Annotated in this window: 19 protein-coding genes; 11 read left to right on the top strand and 8 right to left on the bottom strand. The window is 72.2% G+C overall.

The window, feature by feature from the left end:
* Positions 1–41: 41 nt before the first annotated feature.
* From HNQ07_RS07675 to prmC, 7 genes are all read left to right on the top strand, one after another.
* On the top strand, positions 42–311 hold the full coding sequence (locus tag HNQ07_RS07675; protein WP_184110372.1) for a zinc ribbon domain-containing protein: 270 nt from the start codon (positions 42–44) through the stop codon (positions 309–311).
* Between the two features lie 77 nt (positions 312–388).
* Entirely contained in the window at positions 389–1738 is a 1350-nt protein-coding gene (locus tag HNQ07_RS07670; RefSeq protein WP_184110371.1) for a carboxypeptidase-like regulatory domain-containing protein, read from the top strand.
* Positions 1739–1828: 90 nt separating this feature from the next.
* A complete protein-coding gene (locus tag HNQ07_RS07665) occupies positions 1829–3340 on the top strand; it encodes an MFS transporter (RefSeq protein WP_184110370.1) in 1512 nt (503 codons plus the stop codon).
* 9 nt (positions 3341–3349) lie between these two features.
* Positions 3350–4528 (top strand): DUF418 domain-containing protein, encoded by a 1179-nt coding sequence (locus HNQ07_RS07660; RefSeq protein ID WP_184110369.1) that lies wholly within the window; start codon positions 3350–3352, stop codon positions 4526–4528.
* Positions 4525–4995, top strand: a complete 471-nt coding sequence (locus HNQ07_RS07655; protein WP_184110368.1) for a low molecular weight protein-tyrosine-phosphatase — start codon at positions 4525–4527, stop codon at positions 4993–4995. Before HNQ07_RS07660 ends, HNQ07_RS07655 begins: the two co-directional genes overlap by 4 nt.
* 71 nt (positions 4996–5066) lie before the next feature.
* Entirely contained in the window at positions 5067–5651 is a 585-nt protein-coding gene (locus tag HNQ07_RS07650) for a Jag family protein (RefSeq protein WP_184110367.1), read from the top strand.
* The gene (gene prmC / locus HNQ07_RS07645; protein ID WP_184110366.1) at positions 5652–6485 is read left to right on the top strand and encodes a peptide chain release factor N(5)-glutamine methyltransferase; all 834 of its coding nucleotides are present in this window, start codon (positions 5652–5654) and stop codon (positions 6483–6485) included. It abuts the gene before it with no gap.
* A gap of 18 nt (positions 6486–6503) precedes the next feature.
* On the opposite strand, the gene HNQ07_RS07640 is transcribed toward prmC, so the two are convergent.
* Positions 6504–6923 (bottom strand): Fur family transcriptional regulator, encoded by a 420-nt coding sequence (locus HNQ07_RS07640; RefSeq protein WP_184110365.1) that lies wholly within the window; start codon positions 6921–6923, stop codon positions 6504–6506.
* A gap of 120 nt (positions 6924–7043) precedes the next feature.
* On the opposite strand from HNQ07_RS07640, the gene HNQ07_RS07635 reads away from it, so the two are divergent.
* Entirely contained in the window at positions 7044–7976 is a 933-nt protein-coding gene (locus HNQ07_RS07635) for a biotin--[acetyl-CoA-carboxylase] ligase (RefSeq protein WP_184110364.1), read from the top strand.
* A gap of 34 nt (positions 7977–8010) precedes the next feature.
* Entirely contained in the window at positions 8011–8589 is a 579-nt protein-coding gene (locus HNQ07_RS07630; protein WP_184110363.1) for a biotin transporter BioY, read from the top strand.
* A 168-nt stretch (positions 8590–8757) separates the two neighbouring features.
* Here HNQ07_RS07630 and HNQ07_RS07625 read toward each other — a convergent pair whose 3' ends face one another.
* From HNQ07_RS07625 to HNQ07_RS07595, 7 genes are all read right to left on the bottom strand, one after another.
* Positions 8758–10995 (bottom strand): hypothetical protein, encoded by a 2238-nt coding sequence (locus HNQ07_RS07625; protein WP_184110362.1) that lies wholly within the window; start codon positions 10993–10995, stop codon positions 8758–8760.
* Positions 10992–11975, bottom strand: coding sequence for a PilW family protein (locus HNQ07_RS07620; protein ID WP_184110361.1), 984 nt, complete (start codon positions 11973–11975; stop codon positions 10992–10994). The genes HNQ07_RS07625 and HNQ07_RS07620 overlap by 4 nt, the downstream gene beginning before the upstream one ends.
* Complete coding sequence (locus HNQ07_RS07615) at positions 11962–12363, bottom strand: type IV pilus modification PilV family protein (protein WP_184110360.1); 402 nt, start codon at positions 12361–12363, stop codon at positions 11962–11964. Before HNQ07_RS07615 ends, HNQ07_RS07620 begins: the two co-directional genes overlap by 14 nt.
* Positions 12353–12868: a pilus assembly FimT family protein gene (locus HNQ07_RS07610; protein ID WP_184110359.1), complete on the bottom strand. Its 516-nt coding sequence runs from the start codon at positions 12866–12868 to the stop codon at positions 12353–12355. Before HNQ07_RS07610 ends, HNQ07_RS07615 begins: the two co-directional genes overlap by 11 nt.
* Before the next feature lie 315 nt (positions 12869–13183).
* Positions 13184–14254, bottom strand: a complete 1071-nt coding sequence (gene recA / locus HNQ07_RS07605) for a recombinase RecA (protein ID WP_184110358.1) — start codon at positions 14252–14254, stop codon at positions 13184–13186.
* The gene (thpR, locus tag HNQ07_RS07600; RefSeq protein WP_184110357.1) at positions 14251–15078 is read right to left on the bottom strand and encodes an RNA 2',3'-cyclic phosphodiesterase; all 828 of its coding nucleotides are present in this window, start codon (positions 15076–15078) and stop codon (positions 14251–14253) included. Before thpR ends, recA begins: the two co-directional genes overlap by 4 nt.
* On the bottom strand, positions 15075–16280 hold the full coding sequence (locus HNQ07_RS07595) for a CinA family nicotinamide mononucleotide deamidase-related protein (RefSeq protein WP_184110356.1): 1206 nt from the start codon (positions 16278–16280) through the stop codon (positions 15075–15077). Before HNQ07_RS07595 ends, thpR begins: the two co-directional genes overlap by 4 nt.
* A 342-nt stretch (positions 16281–16622) precedes the next feature.
* Here HNQ07_RS07595 and HNQ07_RS07590 point away from each other — a divergent pair, with 342 nt between their 5' ends.
* Both HNQ07_RS07590 and HNQ07_RS07585 read left to right on the top strand, forming a co-directional pair.
* Positions 16623–17333 (top strand): phospholipase A2, encoded by a 711-nt coding sequence (locus HNQ07_RS07590; RefSeq protein ID WP_184110355.1) that lies wholly within the window; start codon positions 16623–16625, stop codon positions 17331–17333.
* A 64-nt stretch (positions 17334–17397) separates the two neighbouring features.
* Positions 17398–18480: a DUF3103 family protein gene (locus tag HNQ07_RS07585; RefSeq protein WP_184110354.1), complete on the top strand. Its 1083-nt coding sequence runs from the start codon at positions 17398–17400 to the stop codon at positions 18478–18480.
* Positions 18481–18559: the final 79 nt, after the last annotated feature.

The following is an 18559-nucleotide window of genomic DNA, read 5'->3' as shown; positions in this document are numbered from 1 at the left end:
GCGGACCTCCCCCGCCGCCACCCCGTTCACGTGAGTCCGGCGTGAGTGACGGTCCCCGACAGTGGTCGCGGAGGTTTGCCCTGCGCCACGACGCTGACTACGCCCTGTGTCCCCGCTGCTGGCGGGCCGTTCCCGCCCGGCTGGGCGAGCACTACTGCGTGAACGACGGCGCGCGGCTGCTCAGCGCATGCCCGGCGTGTCGGCGGCCCATCGCCTCGCCGTACGCGCGCTACTGCGCGGGCTGCGGCCAGGCCTACGGCGAGGGCCCCCCGGCGCCGGACGCGGCCCCGCCGCCGGGCACAGCGCCGTGAGCCGGCCGCCCGGTTCCCTCCACCCGCACCCCCACCCCAGAGCCCCTGCACGACGTCCTCTGCACAAGGAGATCTCCATGCACCGCAGCCTTCCCCTGCTGACCCTGCTGCTCGCCGGCACCGCTCTGGCCGCCGGCCCGAAGTCTGCGCTGGTGGACGCCACCTTCATCGACGGCGCGCAGGTCGTGACCGGATCGCCGGACCTGGGCCAGTTCCCGAGCAGCGTCGCCGCGGTCGCCAAGGCGGCCGGCGGCACCTGCGCCAAGAGCGAATACGTCGCGTGGGAGACCGTGGGCGGCCTGGAAGCCAGCTTCAAGAAGGTACTGGGCAGCCTGGGGTACACCTACGCCGCGCTGAACACCAGCGACCAGCCGGGCCAGCACGTGGTGTCGTTCAGGGCCACCGGGGCCGGCGGCGCGCTGGCCGGCATCTGGGCCGACGTGGACGGCACCACGCTGCTGGGCTGGTGCAGCGTGAAGCCGGGTCAGGCCGCGGCGCCCGCCAAGGCCCCCGCCGCCCTGACGCCCACCGCGCCCACCAAGGCCCCCGCACCTGCGCCCGCCGCGAAACCGGCCGCGCCCGCGCCGGCGGCCAAACCCGCGGCGCCCGCGCCCATCGCCAAGGCCCCGGCTGCCCGGCGCGGGTATGTCAGCGGCATCGTGCTGGACACGCAGGGCCGCCCGCTGGCCGGCGTCGAGGTGTACATCTACGGCACCACCTTCGCGCAGGGTCAGCGCACGGACTTCCACGTGCAGACGGGGGCCGACGGCACCTACACCGTGCGCGTCCCGGACGGCCGCTACCGCGCCGACGCCACCCTGACTAAGGACTACGCCGGCGCGACATTCGAGCTGAAGCTGCACCCGGAGAGCGGCTCGGACAAGACCGAGGTGGACTCCACGGGGGGCGGCACCCTGAACTTCCGCTGGCGCCTGACCGGCAGCAAGCCCGGCGGCGGCAAGGACTGGAGCGATTTCTACGGCGCGAGCATCGACCTGAGTTACTGCGGTCTGCCGGCCAGCGCGTACTGCGACCGCCGCTACACCGACCTGGGCGCGGCGGCGCCCGGCGGGAGCACCGTCACGCTGACCTTCACGCCGCAGGGCAAGCTGGTGGACGGCACGGCGGGCCAGCCGGTCGTCATGACCTTCAAGGCCTCGCCGCTGCGCACCGACTACCCCAGCGCCAAGGGCGGCGGGCGGCTGGTGCTCGGCCAGACGTGGCAGTACCAGAGCGAGAACATCAACGACCTGCCGCTGGGCGTATACACCATGACCGCGAGCGCGACCACCCCGGACGGCCGCAAGCTGCCGCTGAAAGTGGGCCTGGAGCAGGGCGACGTCGATCACGGCAGCGTGACCCTGAAGTGGTCGGCCTACGACATCACCAGGGGCCTCAAGCAGCTGCGCGTGTACATCCGGGACTGACGTTCAGCCGCGGGAGCGTTCCCGCGTGACCGTGCACCCGGCCGCGCTCCTGCCGTGGCTGACCAGGGCGGCCAGCCTCTACCCTGGGGCATGCCCCGACCGCCGGCCACGCCGCTGACCCCCGACGAACGCTGGACCCTGGCCGTGACGGTGCTGGGGTCCAGCATGGCGTTCCTGGACGGCACGGTCGTGAACGTGGCGCTGAGCGCGGTGCAGCGCGACCTGAACGCCACGGCGGGCGGCGCGACGTGGGTGGTGAACGCCTACGCGCTGATGCTGGCGGCGCTGATCCTGGCGGGCGGCGCGCTGGGTGACGCGCTGGGACGGCGCCGGGTCTACGGCTGGGGCGTGGCGCTGTTCGCGCTGGCGTCGCTGGCGTGCGGGCTCGCGCCGTCCGTGGGGGCGCTGATCGCGGCGCGCGCGGTGCAGGGGGTGGGGGCGGCGCTGCTGGTGCCCGGCAGCCTGGCCATGATCGGCGCGGTGTTCGACGACGCGCGCCGGGGCCGGGGCGTGGGGCTGTGGAGCGCGGCGAGTTCGGTCATGACGCTGCTGGGGCCGGTCGCGGGCGGAGCGCTGGTCGACGTGGGGTCGTGGCGCTGGGTGTTTTTCATCAACCTGCCGCTGGCGGCGGCGGTGCTGTGGCTGCTGCCGCGCGTGCCGGAGACGCGGGCACCGGGCGCGCGGCCCGACTGGGTGGGAGCCGCCGCGGTGACGCTGGGCCTGGGCGGGCTGGCGGGCGCCTTGACGCGGGCCGGCGAGGCCGGCTGGGACGCCCTCACGCTGGGCGGGCTGGGGCTGGCGCTCGCGGCCTTCGGGGTCTTCGGGTGGTGGGAGGCCCGCACGCGCGCGCCCATGCTGCCGCCCGCGCTGTGGCGCAACCGGACCTTCGTGGGAACCAACCTGCTCACGCTGCTGCTGTACGGCGCGCTGGGCGCGGTGGGGCTGTACCTGCCGCTGTACCTCATCGGCGCGCGGGGGTTCAGCGCCACGGCGGCGGGCGCGGCGCTGCTGCCGCTCTCGCTGCTGCTGGCGACGCTGTCCGGCACGTTCGGCGCGCTGGCCGACCGCCACGGCCCCCGGCTGTTCCTGAGTGCCGGCCCCGCCCTGGCCGGCGCAGGCTTCGCGTTGCTGGGCGCGCTGCCCGGCGGCTACTGGACGGCCGTGTTTCCCGGCGCGGTGGTGCTGGGCCTGGGCATGGCGCTGACGGTCGCGCCCCTGTCGAGCACCGTGATGGGCAGCCTGGGCCGCGAGCAGAGCGGAGTGGCCAGCGGCGTGAACAACGCGGTCGCGCGGGCGGCGGGCCTGATCGCGGTGGCGGCCCTGGGGCTGCTGCTGGTCGGCACTTACCGCGCGGCGCTGGACACCCGGCTGCGCTCGGCGGTGGGCCAGGCGTCCTGGCGGGCCGGGGTGGTCGCCCAGGCCCCGCGCCTGACGGACGTGCGGCTTCCGCCCGGCGCCCCGCAGGCTGCCCAGGACGCCGTCCGGGCGGCCTTCGCCGACGCCTTCCGCACGGTGGCGCTGAGCGCCGGGCTGCTGGGGGTGCTGGGCGGCGTGGCCGGCGGGCTGATCCTGCGCCGCCCACCGGAGGACGCGGGGCGCTAGCCTGACGCCATGACCGCCCCGCCACCGCTCCCGGACCTGCCCGACCCGGCGGACGGCGGGGGAGTGGTCCCCACGCCGGCCCCACGCGGCCCGGTGCGCGAGCGCTCGCCCCTGCCGGACGTGCTGCGCGGCGTGGCGCTCGCCGGCATCCTGATCGTGAACATGCAGGACTTCGCGGGCTTCAACGAGTGGACGCAGACCGGCCTCGACCGCGCGGCGCAGGTGCTCACGGACGTGCTGGCGAACGGCCGGTTCATCTCGATCTTCGCGATGCTGTTCGGGTGGGGCGCGGCGGGCCTGATCGCGCGCCAGGGCGTGGGCACGTTCCTGCTGCGGCACGCCGTGCTGCTGGCGATTGGCGCCGCGCACTACATCCTGGTGTGGCACGGAGACATCATCAGCCTGTACGCGCTGGTGGGCGTGTTCATGCTGCTCACGGCGCGCATGGAGGCCCGGCCGCTGCTGGTGCTGGCCGCCGCGCTGGGCGCGTGGTGGCTGAACCTCACCGTGCAGGCGGGTCTGAGCACGCTGAGCGAGCCGGGCGGGCGCTTCAGCAACCTGCCGGAGCTGCTGGCGACCTACCCGGCGAACGTGCACCTGCGGGCCGGGGAGTTCGGCGGCATGCTGGTCGGCAGCGCGCTGTACAACGGTCCGTGGCTGCTGGCGCTGTTCTGCCTCGGCGCGGCGGCGCAGCGCTCGGGCGTGCTGACGCGCCCGCACGAGCACCGGCCGCTGCTGCGGCGCCTGGCGGTGGGCGGCCTGAGCGTGGGCCTGCCGCTGGGCGCGCTGCTTGCGTACCTGAACACCCGGCCCGAGTACGCCCTGGGCCTGCTCTCCATTCCGGTGCGGATGGGCGGCGGGCTGGCGTCCGCGCTGGGGTACGTGGGCGTGCTGGGCCTGCTGGCCGCGTCGGGACGCCTGGGCGGGTGGCGGCACTTCGCGGCGTCCGGGCGGCTGGCGATGAGCAATTACCTCGCGCAGAGCGTGGTCATGACGACCGTGTTCTACCCCTATGCCGGCGCCCAGTGGGGACGCTGGGGCGCGCTGAGCGCGCTGGCGCTGGCCCTGGCCGTCGCGCTGCTGCAACTGCCCGTCAGCCGCTGGTGGCTCGCGCGTACTGGCTCCGGCCCGATGGAATGGCTGGTGCGCGCCCTGGTGTACGGCCTGCACACACGGGAGCGCCGATGACGCCGCTGCGCGTGCTGGCGCTGTGCCTGGGCAACATCTGCCGCAGTCCGCTGGCGGAGGCGCTACTGCGGCGGGAACTGGACGCCGCCGGGGTCGGCGCCGTGGTGGACTCGGCCGGCACCGGCGAGTGGCACGTGGGCCGCCCCGCCGATCCGCGCAGCCGCGAGGTGGCCCGGCGCCACGGCCTGACGCTGGACGGCCGCGCCCGGCAGCTGAGCACGGCAGACTTCCACACCCAGGACGTGATCCTCGCCATGGACGCCCAGAACGCGGCCGACGCCCGGCATCAGAGTCCGCCGGGCGCGCGGGCCCGCGTCGTGCTGATACGCGACTTTGACGCTGAGGCGCCCGGCGCGGACGTCCCGGACCCGTACTACGGCGGCCCAGACGGCTTCGAGGACGTGTACGCCATGCTGGAACGCAGCGCGCGGGCCTTCGCGGCGCACGCGGCGCGGCCCCCGGAGTGACGGCGCGGGGCCGCGCCCTGGACGCGCCCTGCGTGGGAGAGAAGTGAGAGGCGCACTGTAGACTGCGGAGCATGGACAACCGGACGAACCTCGACGATTACCTCGCGGGGCTGGGGATCAGTGACGCCGACGAGAGCGAACTGCCCCCACCCGCCCCGGAGACGGCGCAGAGCGCGGCGCCCGCGCTGGAGGCGGCCCACGAAGCGCCGGTGGTGGTTCTGGAACGCTTCCTGCGCGGCCTGGTGTCGCGCATCGACCCCTCGCTGAGCGTGAATGTGCACGACAGTGGCGACGCCCTGGAGGCCGACATCACCGGCGAGAGCGCCGCGCGGCTGGCCGGGCGGGACGGCCGCACCCTGGGCGCCATCGAGGTGCTCGCGTACACCGTGCTCGCCAAGCAGGACGGGCGCGGCGAATTGCGCGTGCGGGTGGACGTCGGCGGCTTCCGCAAGCGGCAGGCCGACACCCTGACCAAACTCGCCGAGCGCCTCGCGGTGCAGGTCGCTAAGAGCGGCGAGGCGCACGAGATGCAGCCCATGCCCGCCGCCGAGCGTCGCGTGATCCACATCGCCCTGAAGGAGCACCCGGACGTGATGAGCGAGTCGGTCGGCGAGGGCGCCAGCCGCCGGCTGATCATCCGGCCCCGGCACGGCTGAGTGCCCACGCGGCGTGAGCGGCTGCGCGCGGCGACGGAGCAGCTCACGCGCGCGGGCGTGCCCTCCCCGGAGGTGGACGCCCGCGCGCTGCTGCTGCACGCCCTGAACGTGAGCCCCACCGCCCTCGTCACGGGCGGCGACTTGCCCGTCACGCCCGCCGAGGAGGCCACGCTCTCGGCGCTGCTGGCGCGCCGGGCCGCGCGTGAGCCGCTCCAGTACCTGCTGGGCCCGCTGGAGTGGGGCGGTGTGCTGTTGGCTGCCGATCCGCGCGCCCTGGTGCCCCGCCCGGAGACCGAGTGGCTGCTGCACCTGAGTCTCCGCGCGCTGGCCGGCGTGACTGCGCCGCGCGTGCTGGACGTGGGCACCGGCACCGGCGCGCTGGCGCTAGGCATCCGGGCGGCCCGGCCGGACGCGCGGGTCACCGCCACCGACGTCAGCGAGGGCACCCTGACGCTGGCCCGGGAGAACGCCCGCCGCAACGGTCTGGACGTGACCATCCTGCATGCCGACCTGCTGGACGGCGTGCCCGGCGTCTTCGACGTGATCGTCTCCAACCCCCCGTACCTGCCGGACGCCGACCGCACGGGTGCCTCGCCCGAGGTGGAGCACGACCCCACCCTGGCCCTCTACAGCGGCCCGGACGGCCTGGACATCGCCCGGCGGCTGGCCGCAGGGGCGACGGCCGCGCTGGTCCCCGGCGGGCGGCTGCTGCTGGAACTCGATCCGCGCAACGTCCGCACGCTGGCGCACGACCTGGACACCGCCGGGTGGGCCGTCACGGTGCACGCGGATCTGACCGGCCGGGAGCGCTTCGTGGATGCCACCCGGCCGTGACGCCGGCCAGACGGGACGTTACGCGCCGGCGGGTTCCGTGGCCGCGCCGCTTGACGCCGCCTGGCACGACACGCACACGCCCATGAACTCGAGGTGCACGTCGGTCACGCGGAACCCACCGGGCAGGCCGGCCGCCGGGACCCCGGGGAGGGTCAGGGCGTCCACATCGAAGATCGCGCCGCACGAGCGGCACACCGCGTGGTGATGCGCGGTGCCGGCCCGCCAGTCGTAGCGGGTGGCCTGCCCGGCGCGCTCCAGGGTCACGACCACGCCGTCGCGCACCAGCGCGTCCAGCGTGCGGTACACGGTGCCGAGGCTCACGCTGGGCAGCCGCTCGCGCACCGCCGCATGGATGGCGGCCGCGTCGGGATGCTCGCGCGAGGCCTGAAGAACCTCGATCACCGCCGCCCGCTGCCTCGTGTGCCGCACCATCGCCATGCACCCAGTCTAGCAAAGGCAGTCTGACCCCTCCCTGACATGCGCCACCGTCGTCGCCGCGCCGCGCGCGCCGGGGCCTGCCTTGCCTTCGTTCAGCAAGTCGCGTAGAACACTGAACGGATGCCCGCCCGATTGCTGCCCCTGCTGACCGCCGACCCCCAGTCCGGCGACACGCTGGGCGCGCGGCTGGGCGTGGGCCGCGTGACCGTCCGCACCCTGGCGCACCAGCTTCAGGATCAGGGGGTGCCGGTGCACGTCACCCGCGCCGGGTACGCCGTGGCGCCCGGCACGCCCGCCCCCGCGCTGGTGCACGTGACCGGCACTCTGGGCCGCGTGCTGCGCTACGCGGGCACGGTCGGCAGCACCCAGGACGAGATGCGCGCGTGGGCCGACGACCCGCTCTCCCCCGCTCCGCACGGCGCGGTCGTGGTGGCCGAGCGGCAGACCGCCGGACGCGGGCGACGTGGCCGGGTGTGGGACACCACCGGCGGCAGCCTTGTGTTCAGCGTGCTGCTGCGCCCCGAGTCCGGCGTGCCCCTGGCACTGGCGGACCTCGGGTTGCTGCCGCTGGCCGCCGGGGTCGCCGTGCACGCGGCGTGCGGCGTGGGCGGCCTGAAGTGGCCCAACGACGTGCTCGCGCCGGACGGCCGCAAGCTCGCGGGCATCCTCGTCGAGGCCGACCTGCGCGGCGAGGAAGCGCGGCGTGTGATCGTCGGCATCGGCGTGAACGTGCACCACGCCCCGCCCGGCGCCGCCGCCGTGGGCGAGTGGCGGCCCGAGGTGACCCGCGCCGATCTGCTCGGCCGCGTGCTGGACGCCCTGGCGCACTGGCTGGCCGCACCCGGCCCCGACGTGCGCGCCGCGTGGACGGCCGCGAGCGTCACGCTGGGCCGCCCCGTGCGCGTGCACACACCCCAGGGCGACGTCGAGGGCACCGCCACGGCGCTCGACGCGCGCGGCAGCCTGATCGTGGATACCCCCGCCGGGACCCGCACCGTCAGCGCCGGGGATGTCGAGCTGATCGGCGCCCTCGCCGGCGCTCCACCGCCGTGATCCTTCCCCCCACCCCCGTTCAGAGGAGCCGACCATGACCCACGCCACGCATCCCACCCTCGCCCAGACCCTCGCCCCACAGCGCACCCTCACGCGCGACGTCGCGCTCGTCCTCGGCGGCGCGCTGCTGATCGCCCTGCTCGCCCAGGTCGAGATTCCCCTGAAGCCCGTGCCCGTCACGCTCCAGACCCTGGGCGTGCTGCTCGTCGGCGCGGCGCTGGGCTGGCGACGCGGCGCGGCCACGCTGGGCACGTACATCGCGGCCGGCACGCTCGGCCTGCCGGTCTTCGCGGGCGGCGCGGCCGGCCTCGCCAAACTGGCCGGGCCCACCGGCGGCTACCTGATCGGCTTCCTGCTCGCCGCCACGCTGGTCGGCTGGCTGATGGAACGCCTCGCCCTCGACCGGCGTGTCGTGGGCACCGCCGCGGCGATGCTGCTCGGCACGGCCGTCATCTACGCCGTCGGCCTGCCGTGGCTGAGCGTCACCACCGGCCTGCACGGGCGCGCCCTGCTGACCGCCGGCCTGCTCCCCTTCCTGCCCGGCGACGCGCTCAAGCTGGGCCTGGCCGCACTGCTGCTGCCCGGGGCGTGGCAACTCACCCGGCGCCGCTGACCTACGCCCGAACACGCAGAACCCCCACCTTCACTCGGGTGGGGGTCTCGCTTGGCGTGGGTTGTCGATGCTCCCATGTGGTTGCCCCACACCTTGCTGTCCTGAGTATGCTGCACACCGCCGGTTCCGGAATCCGCCGAAAGTGGGAGGGGACGTAGGCCGATCGGCTCAGGGCTGCTCGAACTGCCGGGTGAAGTTGTCCTGCTTGAGGTACACGAAGCGCGGCGTCAGCGGCGGCAGGTTGGCGGCGTCCTTGAAGAGGGTCTCGAACCGCCAGACACGGTGCGGCGGGTTGTAGAAGCGGGAATCACCCAACTGGAAGTCGCCGATGGCGTGCAGGGGTTTACTCAGGCTGACCAGCGAGCCGCTGTAGGCATAATCAATGACGCCGTTGGGATTGGTGTTGTTGCTACCCCAGTCCTCGCTGAAGCGCATCATGTTGTGCACGCCGCCGCTCTGGGCGGGAACGGTGGGATTCGGGTACAGCACGCCCTCCAGGCCCGTGGTGGCCGTGCCGGCCAGGACAGCCGCGTGGACGATGCTTCCGGCCGTGACGCCTGTGGTGGCGTTGGTACTGGCCACCACGTTGCGGCACCACAGAGGAAGGGTGGACTTCGCGTCGTCGGCGGCAGAATCAGCGTAGACGCCGCTGGAATAGCTGCTGGTCGGGTACGCGTACCACTTCTGGGTCGAGGACAGGGTCGAGGGCATGTTGACCGTCAGGGTGTACGTCGATGAGGTGGCGTAGGGACGCTGGGCACTGTTCAGGAGAGCGTAATCCATCCACTGACCCCCCGAGTTGGGCGGCTGATACCACACCCAGGTGGCGGGGGTGCCCGTGGCCTTCGGAGTCTGGGTCATCCAGTAGGTCCGGGAGGTGTTGTTGAACACAACCTTGTACTGGCACGGCTGACTGTTGGTCCAGCCGTTCGAGAGCACGTTGACCGAGTCGGCGAGCAGCGACGCAGGAATCCAGCCCTGGGCACGGGTATCAGCCGCATTGAAGTCGCCCTGTACGATCATGGCCTCGTCTGTCACCACGGTCAGCCCCGCCGGAATCGGATCGCTGCCGGTGGTCGAACGCAACGTGGCCCCGTTCTCCAGGCGCACCGCATAGTTGTTGGGCGTGCTGCTGCCCTGCGAGATCGAGCCGCTGGCTGTCGCGCCCGCCAGAACGCTGGTCAACATGGAGCTCCCAGTGGTGTCGTCGAAGGTCATGTACACGACCAGACCGCCCTCTGTGGTCTCGGCAATGCCGCTGGGATTCAGGCCCAGCAGGGTACGGTTGGCCTGCATGCACGCCAGGAGCTTGCGGACGTCCACGTCCAGTGTGACCCGCTTGGCCCGGTTCGCGTTGTTGCCCTTAGTGCTGTCCTCCCAGTACTGGGCCTCGCGGTTGTCGCGGAAAGTCTGGGACGCGGTCAGGGCTGTGCAGGTGATTCCGGTGATCTGGGTTCCGTCGGCGCGCACGAAGTATGGCGTCCACGTGCCCACGCTGCTCGTGCCAGCGGTGAGCTTCAACACGATTCGGACATCGGCCTTCTGCCAGTACTGGGCGGTGCTGCGCGGCTGCATGTCGGCTATGGTCGGCACGTCCAGCACCGGCAGGGTCTTGACCTGGTTGCCAAAGGTGGCCCTCAGATCCGCCGCCGCGAGCTGGGTGCGCCCAGTGCCGCAGTTGATCGAGCGTAGGGTGCCGCTGTCGTCCGCAATGTTGACGGTGCCGCTGCAGCCATTGTCATGTTTCCAGCCGCGGTAAATGCCGTTGGACGCCGTCGTCTGGCCCTGGATGTTCAGGGTGGAACTGCTGCCCGCATCCAGGAACAGGTTGCCGTTGGTGTGCACCGGGCCGCTCAGATCGAGCGGGGCGGTGTTCGTGAATTCCAGATCCTTGTCGAAGAACACGGCGAACTGGAACAGGGGCACCAGACGGCTGCGGAAGACCAGGCTGGCAATCGCCTCCGGGTTGCCGGTGGCGCCGACCGCCTGGCCGTACACGGTCGTGGGGGTTTCCTGGGCGTTCAGGAACTCGAAGTCCTCGCCCTGGGGAATGGTGATGCTCTGGGTGGCGCCCATCTTGGCGTAGCTGGTGACGGCCCGGCCGCCCACCGTGGCGCTCTGGCACGCGAAGTCGCCGGTGCCCAGGTTGGTGCCCTGGCAGGGCGTGGTGTCGCTGGGCGAGGTGCCGCTGGGTACGGTGAACCCCTTGTACTTCTGGCGGATCTGTTCGGCGCGGGCGTTCAGGGCGGCCTCTGCGGCGTAGAAGCCGGCGGTGGAGTTGCCGCTGCTGGCCGAGGTACGGGCATTCCCGACCGTCAGTGTCGAGTACGTGACGAGGACGATCGCCAGCACCACCACCAGGGACAGGGCGACGATCAGGGCGAACCCGCCATTGGACTGTTTCATGGGGCTCCCGGAGTGCTGCGCGCCGTCTCGATGTTGCGCGGGAAGATGGTCGACTGGAAGGTGCGGGTGGTGCTTTTGCCCTGGCCCGCGTTCTGGGCGCTCAGGCCGATCACGATGTTCTTGACGCGCGAGAAGGGTCCGGTCAGGCTCATGCTGGACACGGTTTCCGTGGGGTCGGTCAAGGTGGCGCTCAGCGTGAGGCCGGTCACGCCGAAGGCCATGGGCTGCGCCTGGGCATCGGTCTGGCCCCCCAGGGCCAGGCGCAGTTCGCTGCCCACCAGCATGTAACGGCGCTCGTCCACGAGGATCAGCAGGCTGTTGTTGGCCGGCGTGAAGGCAGAGGGCACCGCCGCGCCGAGGACGACGTTGACACGCTTGACCGTCACACCCGAGGTCACCTGGGTGGTCTGGGCCTGAACGCTCTGGACCGTGGTGCTCTGCACGAGGGCGGGCGTGCCGCCGGACGCGGGGCGGTACAGCAGCGCGGCCTGGGGAACGCCGCTCTGCGCCGTGAGATACGTGCGCCACGGCATCACGTTGTCGTCCTCGCCGTCGCTGTTGCCGTCGCTGTAGGTGCAGCGCGAGGTGGCCGTGGTGCTGCCGGGCACGGCCCCCACGACCTGTACGCTGCTGCCGGACACGTAGCACAGCGGCAGGCGGGCCAGCTTGACCCCGGTGGACAGCGGCGGAATGCTGCGCCGTACCGTGAGGCTCTGTGTGGCGTTGTTGAATTCCAGACCGGAGATGCCCAGGTCGAGTTCCAGGTTCTCCCCGGCCTCGCGCACGTCTGCGGCCATCAGGTCCAGCGCCGTCTGGGCGTTCTGCTGCGCCATGACGCGGCCGGTATCGCTCTCGACAAGCCGGTTGCTGCTCGAGAAGATGTTGAAGGCGATGGTCAGGACGGCCAGCAGCAGGGCCATGGCGATCAGCAGTTCGACCAGTGTGAATCCGGCGAGCTGGCCGACCTTACTCCTGCCCAAACTGGGTGTAGTACGTGTCGGCCTTGTAGAGGGTCGTGTTGCCATTTGTCACCTCCACGCGGATGTAGATCGCCGTGTTGCTGCAGGCCATGGTGCTGGGCTTGTCGGTCGGGCAGAAGGTCGTCACGACCGTGTAGGGCAGGCCGCTGCGCGTGACGGTCTGGGTGAGCGGCGCCGCGCCGTTCAGGGCGGCGTAGCTGCCGAGTTGCCGGTAGCCCTCCAGTTTTTCCTCGGTGATGCGGATCGCCTCGGCCTTCTGGCCCACGCGGCTGTTCACGCTGGTATTCGACAGCAGACCGCCCATGATGGCGCCCATGGCGATGCCGAGCACCAGCATGGCGATCAGCACCTCGACGATGGTGATACCGCGCGTGGCCTCACTGCGCACTCGTGTACACCCCCCCGCCCAGCGCCACCTGCACGAGATAGGCGTGTTTGGTGTCCGAGATTCTCAGTGAGCCGGCGGTGCTGGCCTGACCGCGGGAGGTGAAGCACGCCACGAGTTTCGTGCCCGTGGGGACGGTCGGATCGGTGGTGGCCGGCGTGGGGGCCGTGAGGGTCAGCGGCAGGCTGGACGTGCCCAGATCGACCGTGCCGATCTGCGTCCAGTTCGTCTGGGTGGTCTCGCTGCAGCGCAGGGCACTCTGCAGCACTAGATTCTTACTGCCGACGAGCACCAGCCGCCGTGCCTGGGTGTTGGACATGGCCTGACTGCGCAGCGTGAAGAATGCAGCGTGCACCGTTCTGGCCGCGTCACGCGCCGGGTTGAGGGTCGAACGGTAGCTGCTGATGCCCAGGGCGAACAGGATGCCCAGCACGGCCAGCACGATCAGCAGTTCCACCAGCGTGAAGCCGGCGGTGACGGAATTGAGGGGCGTTCGGGGGTCGGGCACGGCGTCTCCGGGTCGGGGAAAGGGGATGGTCACGCGCGTCGCGTGGTCTTTATCCGAGGGTAGGGGGGGAGACTTTCAGGCGACTTACATGGACGACCCGCCGGCGCATTAATGCGGCCAGCCCGCCATCGGGTTTTTCGTGTCCAGCACGGGCTTCGAGGTCTCAGCCATGCCGCCGACCCGCAGTTCCTGCCCCCGAATTGACGGGGCCTTTCAGGGGAGTGGCGGGGCCGGGATATCCGTCCTGCACGGCGTGGAGGCCAAGATGAACGCCCCGCGGCCGTGGGGCTCGCGGGGCGCCGGGACGGGGCGGGATTATTCGGCGACGGCGGGGACGGTGGGCAGTTCCGGGGCGCCGCCGCTGCGGATGGCGGTCAGGACGCGCTCGCGGATCTCGTCTTCCATCTGGGGGCGCTCGGCGATGTATGCGATGGCCTTTTCCTTGCCCTGGCCGATGCGCTCGTCTCCGTAGGAGTAGAAGCTGCCGGACTTCTTGATGATGTCCATGTCGCTGGCGAGCGTCACGAGGTCGCTGAGCTGGTCAAAGCCCTTGCCGTACATCAGGGTGAGTTCGACTTCCTTGAAGGGCGGCGCGACCTTGTTCTTCACGGTCTTGACCTTCACGGTGTTGCCGACCGCGTCGTTGCCCAGCTTGACGGGCTGCCCGATCTTGCGGACATCCAGGCGCACGGACGCGTAGAACTTCAGCGCGCGGCCGCCGGTGGTGGTCTCGGGATTGCCGTACATCACGCCGATCTTCTCGCGCACCTGGTTGATGAAGATCGCGGCGGTGCCGGTCTTGGAGAGGATCGCAGTGAGCTTGCGCAGCGCCTGGCTCATCAGGCGGGCCTGCAGGCCGGGCAGCGAGTCGCCCATCTCGCCCTCGATCTCGGCGCGGGGCGTCAGGGCGGCCACCGAGTCCACCACGACCACGTCGATGGCGCCGCTGCGGACCAGCAGTTCCATGATCTCCAGCGCCTGCTCGCCGTTGTCGGGCTGCGACACCAGCAGTTCGTCGGTGTTCACGCCCAGCGCGCGGGCGTACACCGGGTCGAGGGCGTGCTCGGCGTCGATGAACGCGCACGTGCCGCCGGCTTTCTGGGCCTGCGCGACGATGGCGAGGGCCAGGGTGGTCTTGCCGCCGGATTCCGGGCCGTAGATCTCGGTCACGCGGCCGCGCGGAATGCCGCCGACGCCCAGCGCCAGGTCCAGACTCAGGCTGCCGGTGGACACGACCTGCACGTCCAGTTTGCTCTCGGCGCCGAGCTTCATGATGCTGCCCTTGCCGAAGGCCTTCTCGATCTGGCTCATGGCCGTCTCGATGGCCTTGGCGCGCTCCTTGCTGTCGTTGGGGGAGGAGATGTCCTTGGGGTTGTCCTTGCTCATGTCGGCTCCTGTGGGGCGCGGGGGGATTCGTGGGGGGCGGGTTCGGAGGCGGGGGGCGGCGTGGCGGGATGGTCGCGCAGATGGAACGCGCCGGCCTGCTCGTAGATGGGGCCGGTCTTCTGGAGCAGGCTGCGCTGGAGGGTGAAGCTGCCCGCGTGCCACGCCGCGCCGAAGATCAGGGGCGGCACCCGCGGCGCGGGGCCCTTCTTGCGGGCCAGCGTGACGTGCGCCCGGAAGGGCAGGTCCTCGACCGGCAGGCCGAGGTCGCGGATGCCGGCGCGCAGGGCCTCGGCGAGTTCCGTCAGGCCCTCGGCCTCGGCCTTGACGAACCACACGCGCGGGCTGCCCTCGTTCGGGAAGTACCCGGTGCCGCGCAGCCGGACGTCCAGCGTGCCGAACTGCGGCGCGAGGGCCTGGCCCAGGGCGCGCAACTCCGGCACGCGCTGCGGCGGCACGGCGGGCAGGTACGCCAGCGTCACGTGCAGCTGGTCCGGCCGCACGGCCCGCCAGTTGCCCTTGAGGTGGCGCTGCGCCTGCGCGAGCGTCCCGGCGACGTCGCGCGGCACCTTCAGCGCGTAGAACAGCCGGTAGGTGTCGGGCGTGTGCCCGTCGTCAACCGGACCGCTCCGGCGCTCGCCGCGCCGCACCTGCTGGGGCTTCCCGGGCGCGGCGCGCTTCGGGGCGGCCGGATCGCGCGGCGCCGGGCGCAGTGGCGGCTCGGCCAGCCGGGCCAGGACCGCCTGTGCCTCGGCGTCCACGGGTGGGGCGGGGTGGCCCGCGGCCCTCTTCTCCTGGCCCCCTGCCTTCTTCACCTTGACCTTCATGCGTCCCACCCGCCGGGGCGCAGGGTGCGGTACGCGAGGGCCAGGGCGGCGACGGCGGCGCGTTCGCGGATCTGCGCGGGATCGCCGGGCCAGTTCACGCTGACACTGCGCTGGAGGTCCGGGGTGCACAGCGCGGCGTGCGCGTGTCCGGCACCCTCACCGCTCGCCTGCACGACGACCGCCAGCCCGACCTCGGCCCCGAGGTGCTCGCGGGCGCCGGCGGCGAGGTCCAGCGCGGCCTGCGCGCTGACCAGCCCGGCGTCGTGCAACGTCACCGGGGTCAGGCCCAGCGTGATCAGGCGGCGGTGGTCCTGCGTGACGGCGGCGTCCAGAAAGCCCGGCTCGTCGGCCAGCAGGGTGCACAGGGCGCCGGCGCTGCCCGCCTCGATGACGCCCAGGGTGCGCCCGCCCAGCGCGGCGCTGACGGCCCCGGCGAGGGTCTGGGTGTCCTCGCCCCACGTCCACGTTCTCAGCTGGGCGCGCACCTCGTCCAGCACGGGCGCGAGCAGCGCGCGGGCCTGCGCGTCGGTGTCGGCGCTGGCCGCCACGCGCACGTCGACGCCGGTCTTGCGGGCGTAGGTGGCGACGCTGGGGTTGGCAGTGCGGGTCAGGTCGCCGAGCAGTTCGGCGATGTTGCTCTCGCCGATGCCCTGGGTGTGGACGGTCGTGTGCACCAGCGCGCGGCTGGGCAGCGGCAGTCTCGGCAGCACCTCGGCCTGCCACATGCGCTGCATCTCGCGCGGCGGGCCGGGCAGCGCGACGATCATCTTCCCGCCGGTGGTCACGAACCACCCGGGCGCGGTGCCGACCGGGTTGGGCAGCGCCTGCGCCGAGGGAATCAGCCACGCCTGCTTGCGGTTGATCTGCGGCATGGTGCGCCCCCGCGCGGTGTACAGGCCCTCCAGCCACGCGAGCAGCGCCGGGTCCTCGTGCGGAGTCTCGTTCAGCGCGGCGGCGATGGCCTCGCGGGTCAGGTCGTCGTCGGTGGGTCCCAGGCCACCGCCCAGGATGACCAGATCCGCGCGCTCCAGCGCCGTGTGGATGGCGGCCGTCAGACGCTCCAGGTTGTCACCGAGCACCGTCTTGCGGTGCAGCGTGACGCCACGGGCGCCCAGTTCGCGCGCGAGGAACGCGGCATTGCTGTCGACGATCTCGCCGAACAGCAGTTCCGTGCCCACGCTGATGATTTCTGCTAGCAGCATAACAACCTCGGTGGAGTATAGGCGATAACGGAACGAGCGTCCAGCCCCGGCGCCCGTTCACCTGCCCCGGAGTGTACGGCCCGGCAGCGGGCGGACGCGGCGCGGTGCCCTCGCAGGCCCGACCGGGCCGGCCCATCCAGGTCCATCCACGCATGAGCCACGAATGAAGCTGCCTTCATCCTCGGGACTGACTTCCGGCAGTGGGCGAACGGCCGCCCACCCCCTACGCTGCGGTCAGACAGAACACGACAGACCGCGCGCCAGCACGGACGATTCCCGCCCCCCGGCGGGCGATCCCGCCCCACGCCCTTCCAACTGGAAGGAGACCCAGGAGGCTCCACCATGACCGCACCCCGACTCGTCCTGCTGCTCGGCACCCTCGCCCTCGCGTCCTGCGGCCAGCAGGCGGCCACGCCGCAGGCCACCGCGCCCGCAGCGTCCGCCCCGGCGGCCACGACCAACCTCGACGACGCCCAGCTGGCCGCGCTGCGCGCCCGCATCGCGGAGATGCAGGGCCTGCGCGACGACGTGCGGGCCGGCCGGGTGCCCGCACCGGTGGACGACCACGGGCAGGCGCTCGACCTCGACCAGCTCGTGCGGACCCTGCAGGCGGATCTGCAGGAGGGCCTCCAGCCCCGCCCGCTGACCGCCGCAGCGGACAGTGCCCGGCTCGGCGCGCAGGCCGCCCCCTACGCGGTGACCACCTACACGATCATCGCGTCCACCGACACCTTCCGCAGCCGGTACTCGACCCTGCGGAGCGCCTTCCCGCGCTTCAACTGGAGCAACGACGGGTGCAGCGGTCCGTCCGGCTACACCGGCTGGAGCGACGAGTTCCTGTGGCCGTGCGTCCAGCACGACTTCGGGTACCGCAACGCCCGCTTCTACTCCTCGCGCATGAACGAGACCGACCGCCACTGGGTGGACGGCCAGTTCAAGCAGCACATGCAGCAGGTGTGCGACACCCTCGGCTGGCGCAAGCCCTTCTGCTACGTGGCGGCCCAGGCCTTCTACACCGCCGTGTACTTCGGCGGCAAGTCCTCGTACTACTGACCCCGGCTGGCCCTGACCGGACCCGCGCTCCGCGCCGTCACCGCTCCCCCCACGGAGGCCCGCCATGACCGTCATCACCCGCGCCGTCCCCGCTGCCCTCCTGGCCGTCACCCTCGCCCTGAGCGCCTGCGGGCAGACGCCGCAGACTGCAGCCACCGCCGGCACCCCGGCCGTCAGCGCCGCCGACGCGCAGGTCAATGCAGCGCTCGACGCCTTCGCACAGGACCTCGCGCGCCACCTCCAGAGCCCGGAATTGCGCGCCACCATCCTCCAGCAGACCGACGCCCGCTTCGACGGCGACCGCGAGACGCTGTACGCCGCCCTGGCCCGCGCGCCGCTCGGCGGCGGCACCGTGGAGAGCCTGCTCGCCAGCGGTCCCGGCGAGACCCTCCACCCGCTGGGCACCGTGACCGGAAGCGTCCGGAATCTTCAGGTGGCGGTACGCGGCCCGGCGTGGGACGCCGCCACCCACGTGCCACTGGTGGCGGTCGCGCCGCAGGGCGGGGACGAGTTCGCGCCGGTCGTCGCGTACGACGCGCAGGGTGGACGCCACGTGCTGGACGGCCGGACGGCGCCCAGCGAGGCCGTGGTCGTGGTCGGCGTGAACGAGCGCGTGGACGCTCAGGGCCACGTGATGATCCCCATCGACGTCCACGCCGGTGCAGCGCCGCCGAGCCCAGTACCGTCAGGCACAGTACCGTCGAGCCCGGGGCTGAGCGCGCAGGCCTGCGACAGCTGGGAGCGCCTGAGCTCGCTGTACGTACGCGACGACCATGAACCGTGGGTGCGCGGCGATCCGGAAATCTACGTGCAGCTGGGCTCGAACTCGCGCGACGGGCTGTACGTGGGCTCGCTGCCGGATGTGAACGACGAGAACCGGTGGTACACCCCGAACCGCGACCTGATCCGCTGGTCGAGCACGACGCTGGGCAGCTGGATGATGTACCTGTGGTACGAGCGCGACGGCGGCAGCAGCGTCACGCTGACCTTCGGGGCCGACGTCAGGGGCGTGAACGGCAGCGTGTCGTACACGGTCGCGGACGGCGACGACCAGATGGGCCACGCGGCGCTGGCCTTCGGGGACCGCCTGAGCACCTTCGCCCTGGACACCGGCGACGTGCGCTGGTGGCGCAGCGGCTGCAAGTGAAGCGGCCCGGGCGTGTCCGGACACGCCCGGACCTTCCCGTACACTGACGGCGCACCGACCGCCGCCACAGCCCCCGCTC

The sequence above is a fragment of the Deinococcus metalli genome (genome assembly GCF_014201805.1).
GTDB lineage: Bacteria > Deinococcota > Deinococci > Deinococcales > Deinococcaceae > Deinococcus > Deinococcus metalli.
This window is presented reverse-complemented; position numbering and strand designations above follow the sequence as displayed.

Coding starts and splice junctions, on each gene's coding strand:
- HNQ07_RS07670 (WP_184110371.1), top strand. CDS start 389: ATGCACCGCAGCCTTCCCCTGCTGACCCTGCTGCTCGCCGGCACCGCT.
- HNQ07_RS07665 (WP_184110370.1), top strand. CDS start 1,829: ATGCCCCGACCGCCGGCCACGCCGCTGACCCCCGACGAACGCTGGACC.
- HNQ07_RS07660 (WP_184110369.1), top strand. CDS start 3,350: ATGACCGCCCCGCCACCGCTCCCGGACCTGCCCGACCCGGCGGACGGC.
- HNQ07_RS07655 (WP_184110368.1), top strand. CDS start 4,525: ATGACGCCGCTGCGCGTGCTGGCGCTGTGCCTGGGCAACATCTGCCGC.
- HNQ07_RS07650 (WP_184110367.1), top strand. CDS start 5,067: ATGGACAACCGGACGAACCTCGACGATTACCTCGCGGGGCTGGGGATC.
- HNQ07_RS07640 (WP_184110365.1), bottom strand. CDS start 6,923: ATGGCGATGGTGCGGCACACGAGGCAGCGGGCGGCGGTGATCGAGGTT.
- HNQ07_RS07635 (WP_184110364.1), top strand. CDS start 7,044: ATGCCCGCCCGATTGCTGCCCCTGCTGACCGCCGACCCCCAGTCCGGC.
- HNQ07_RS07630 (WP_184110363.1), top strand. CDS start 8,011: ATGACCCACGCCACGCATCCCACCCTCGCCCAGACCCTCGCCCCACAG.
- HNQ07_RS07625 (WP_184110362.1), bottom strand. CDS start 10,995: ATGAAACAGTCCAATGGCGGGTTCGCCCTGATCGTCGCCCTGTCCCTG.
- recA (WP_184110358.1), bottom strand. CDS start 14,254: ATGAGCAAGGACAACCCCAAGGACATCTCCTCCCCCAACGACAGCAAG.
- thpR (WP_184110357.1), bottom strand. CDS start 15,078: ATGAAGGTCAAGGTGAAGAAGGCAGGGGGCCAGGAGAAGAGGGCCGCG.
- HNQ07_RS07595 (WP_184110356.1), bottom strand. CDS start 16,280: ATGCTGCTAGCAGAAATCATCAGCGTGGGCACGGAACTGCTGTTCGGC.
- HNQ07_RS07590 (WP_184110355.1), top strand. CDS start 16,623: ATGACCGCACCCCGACTCGTCCTGCTGCTCGGCACCCTCGCCCTCGCG.
- HNQ07_RS07585 (WP_184110354.1), top strand. CDS start 17,398: ATGACCGTCATCACCCGCGCCGTCCCCGCTGCCCTCCTGGCCGTCACC.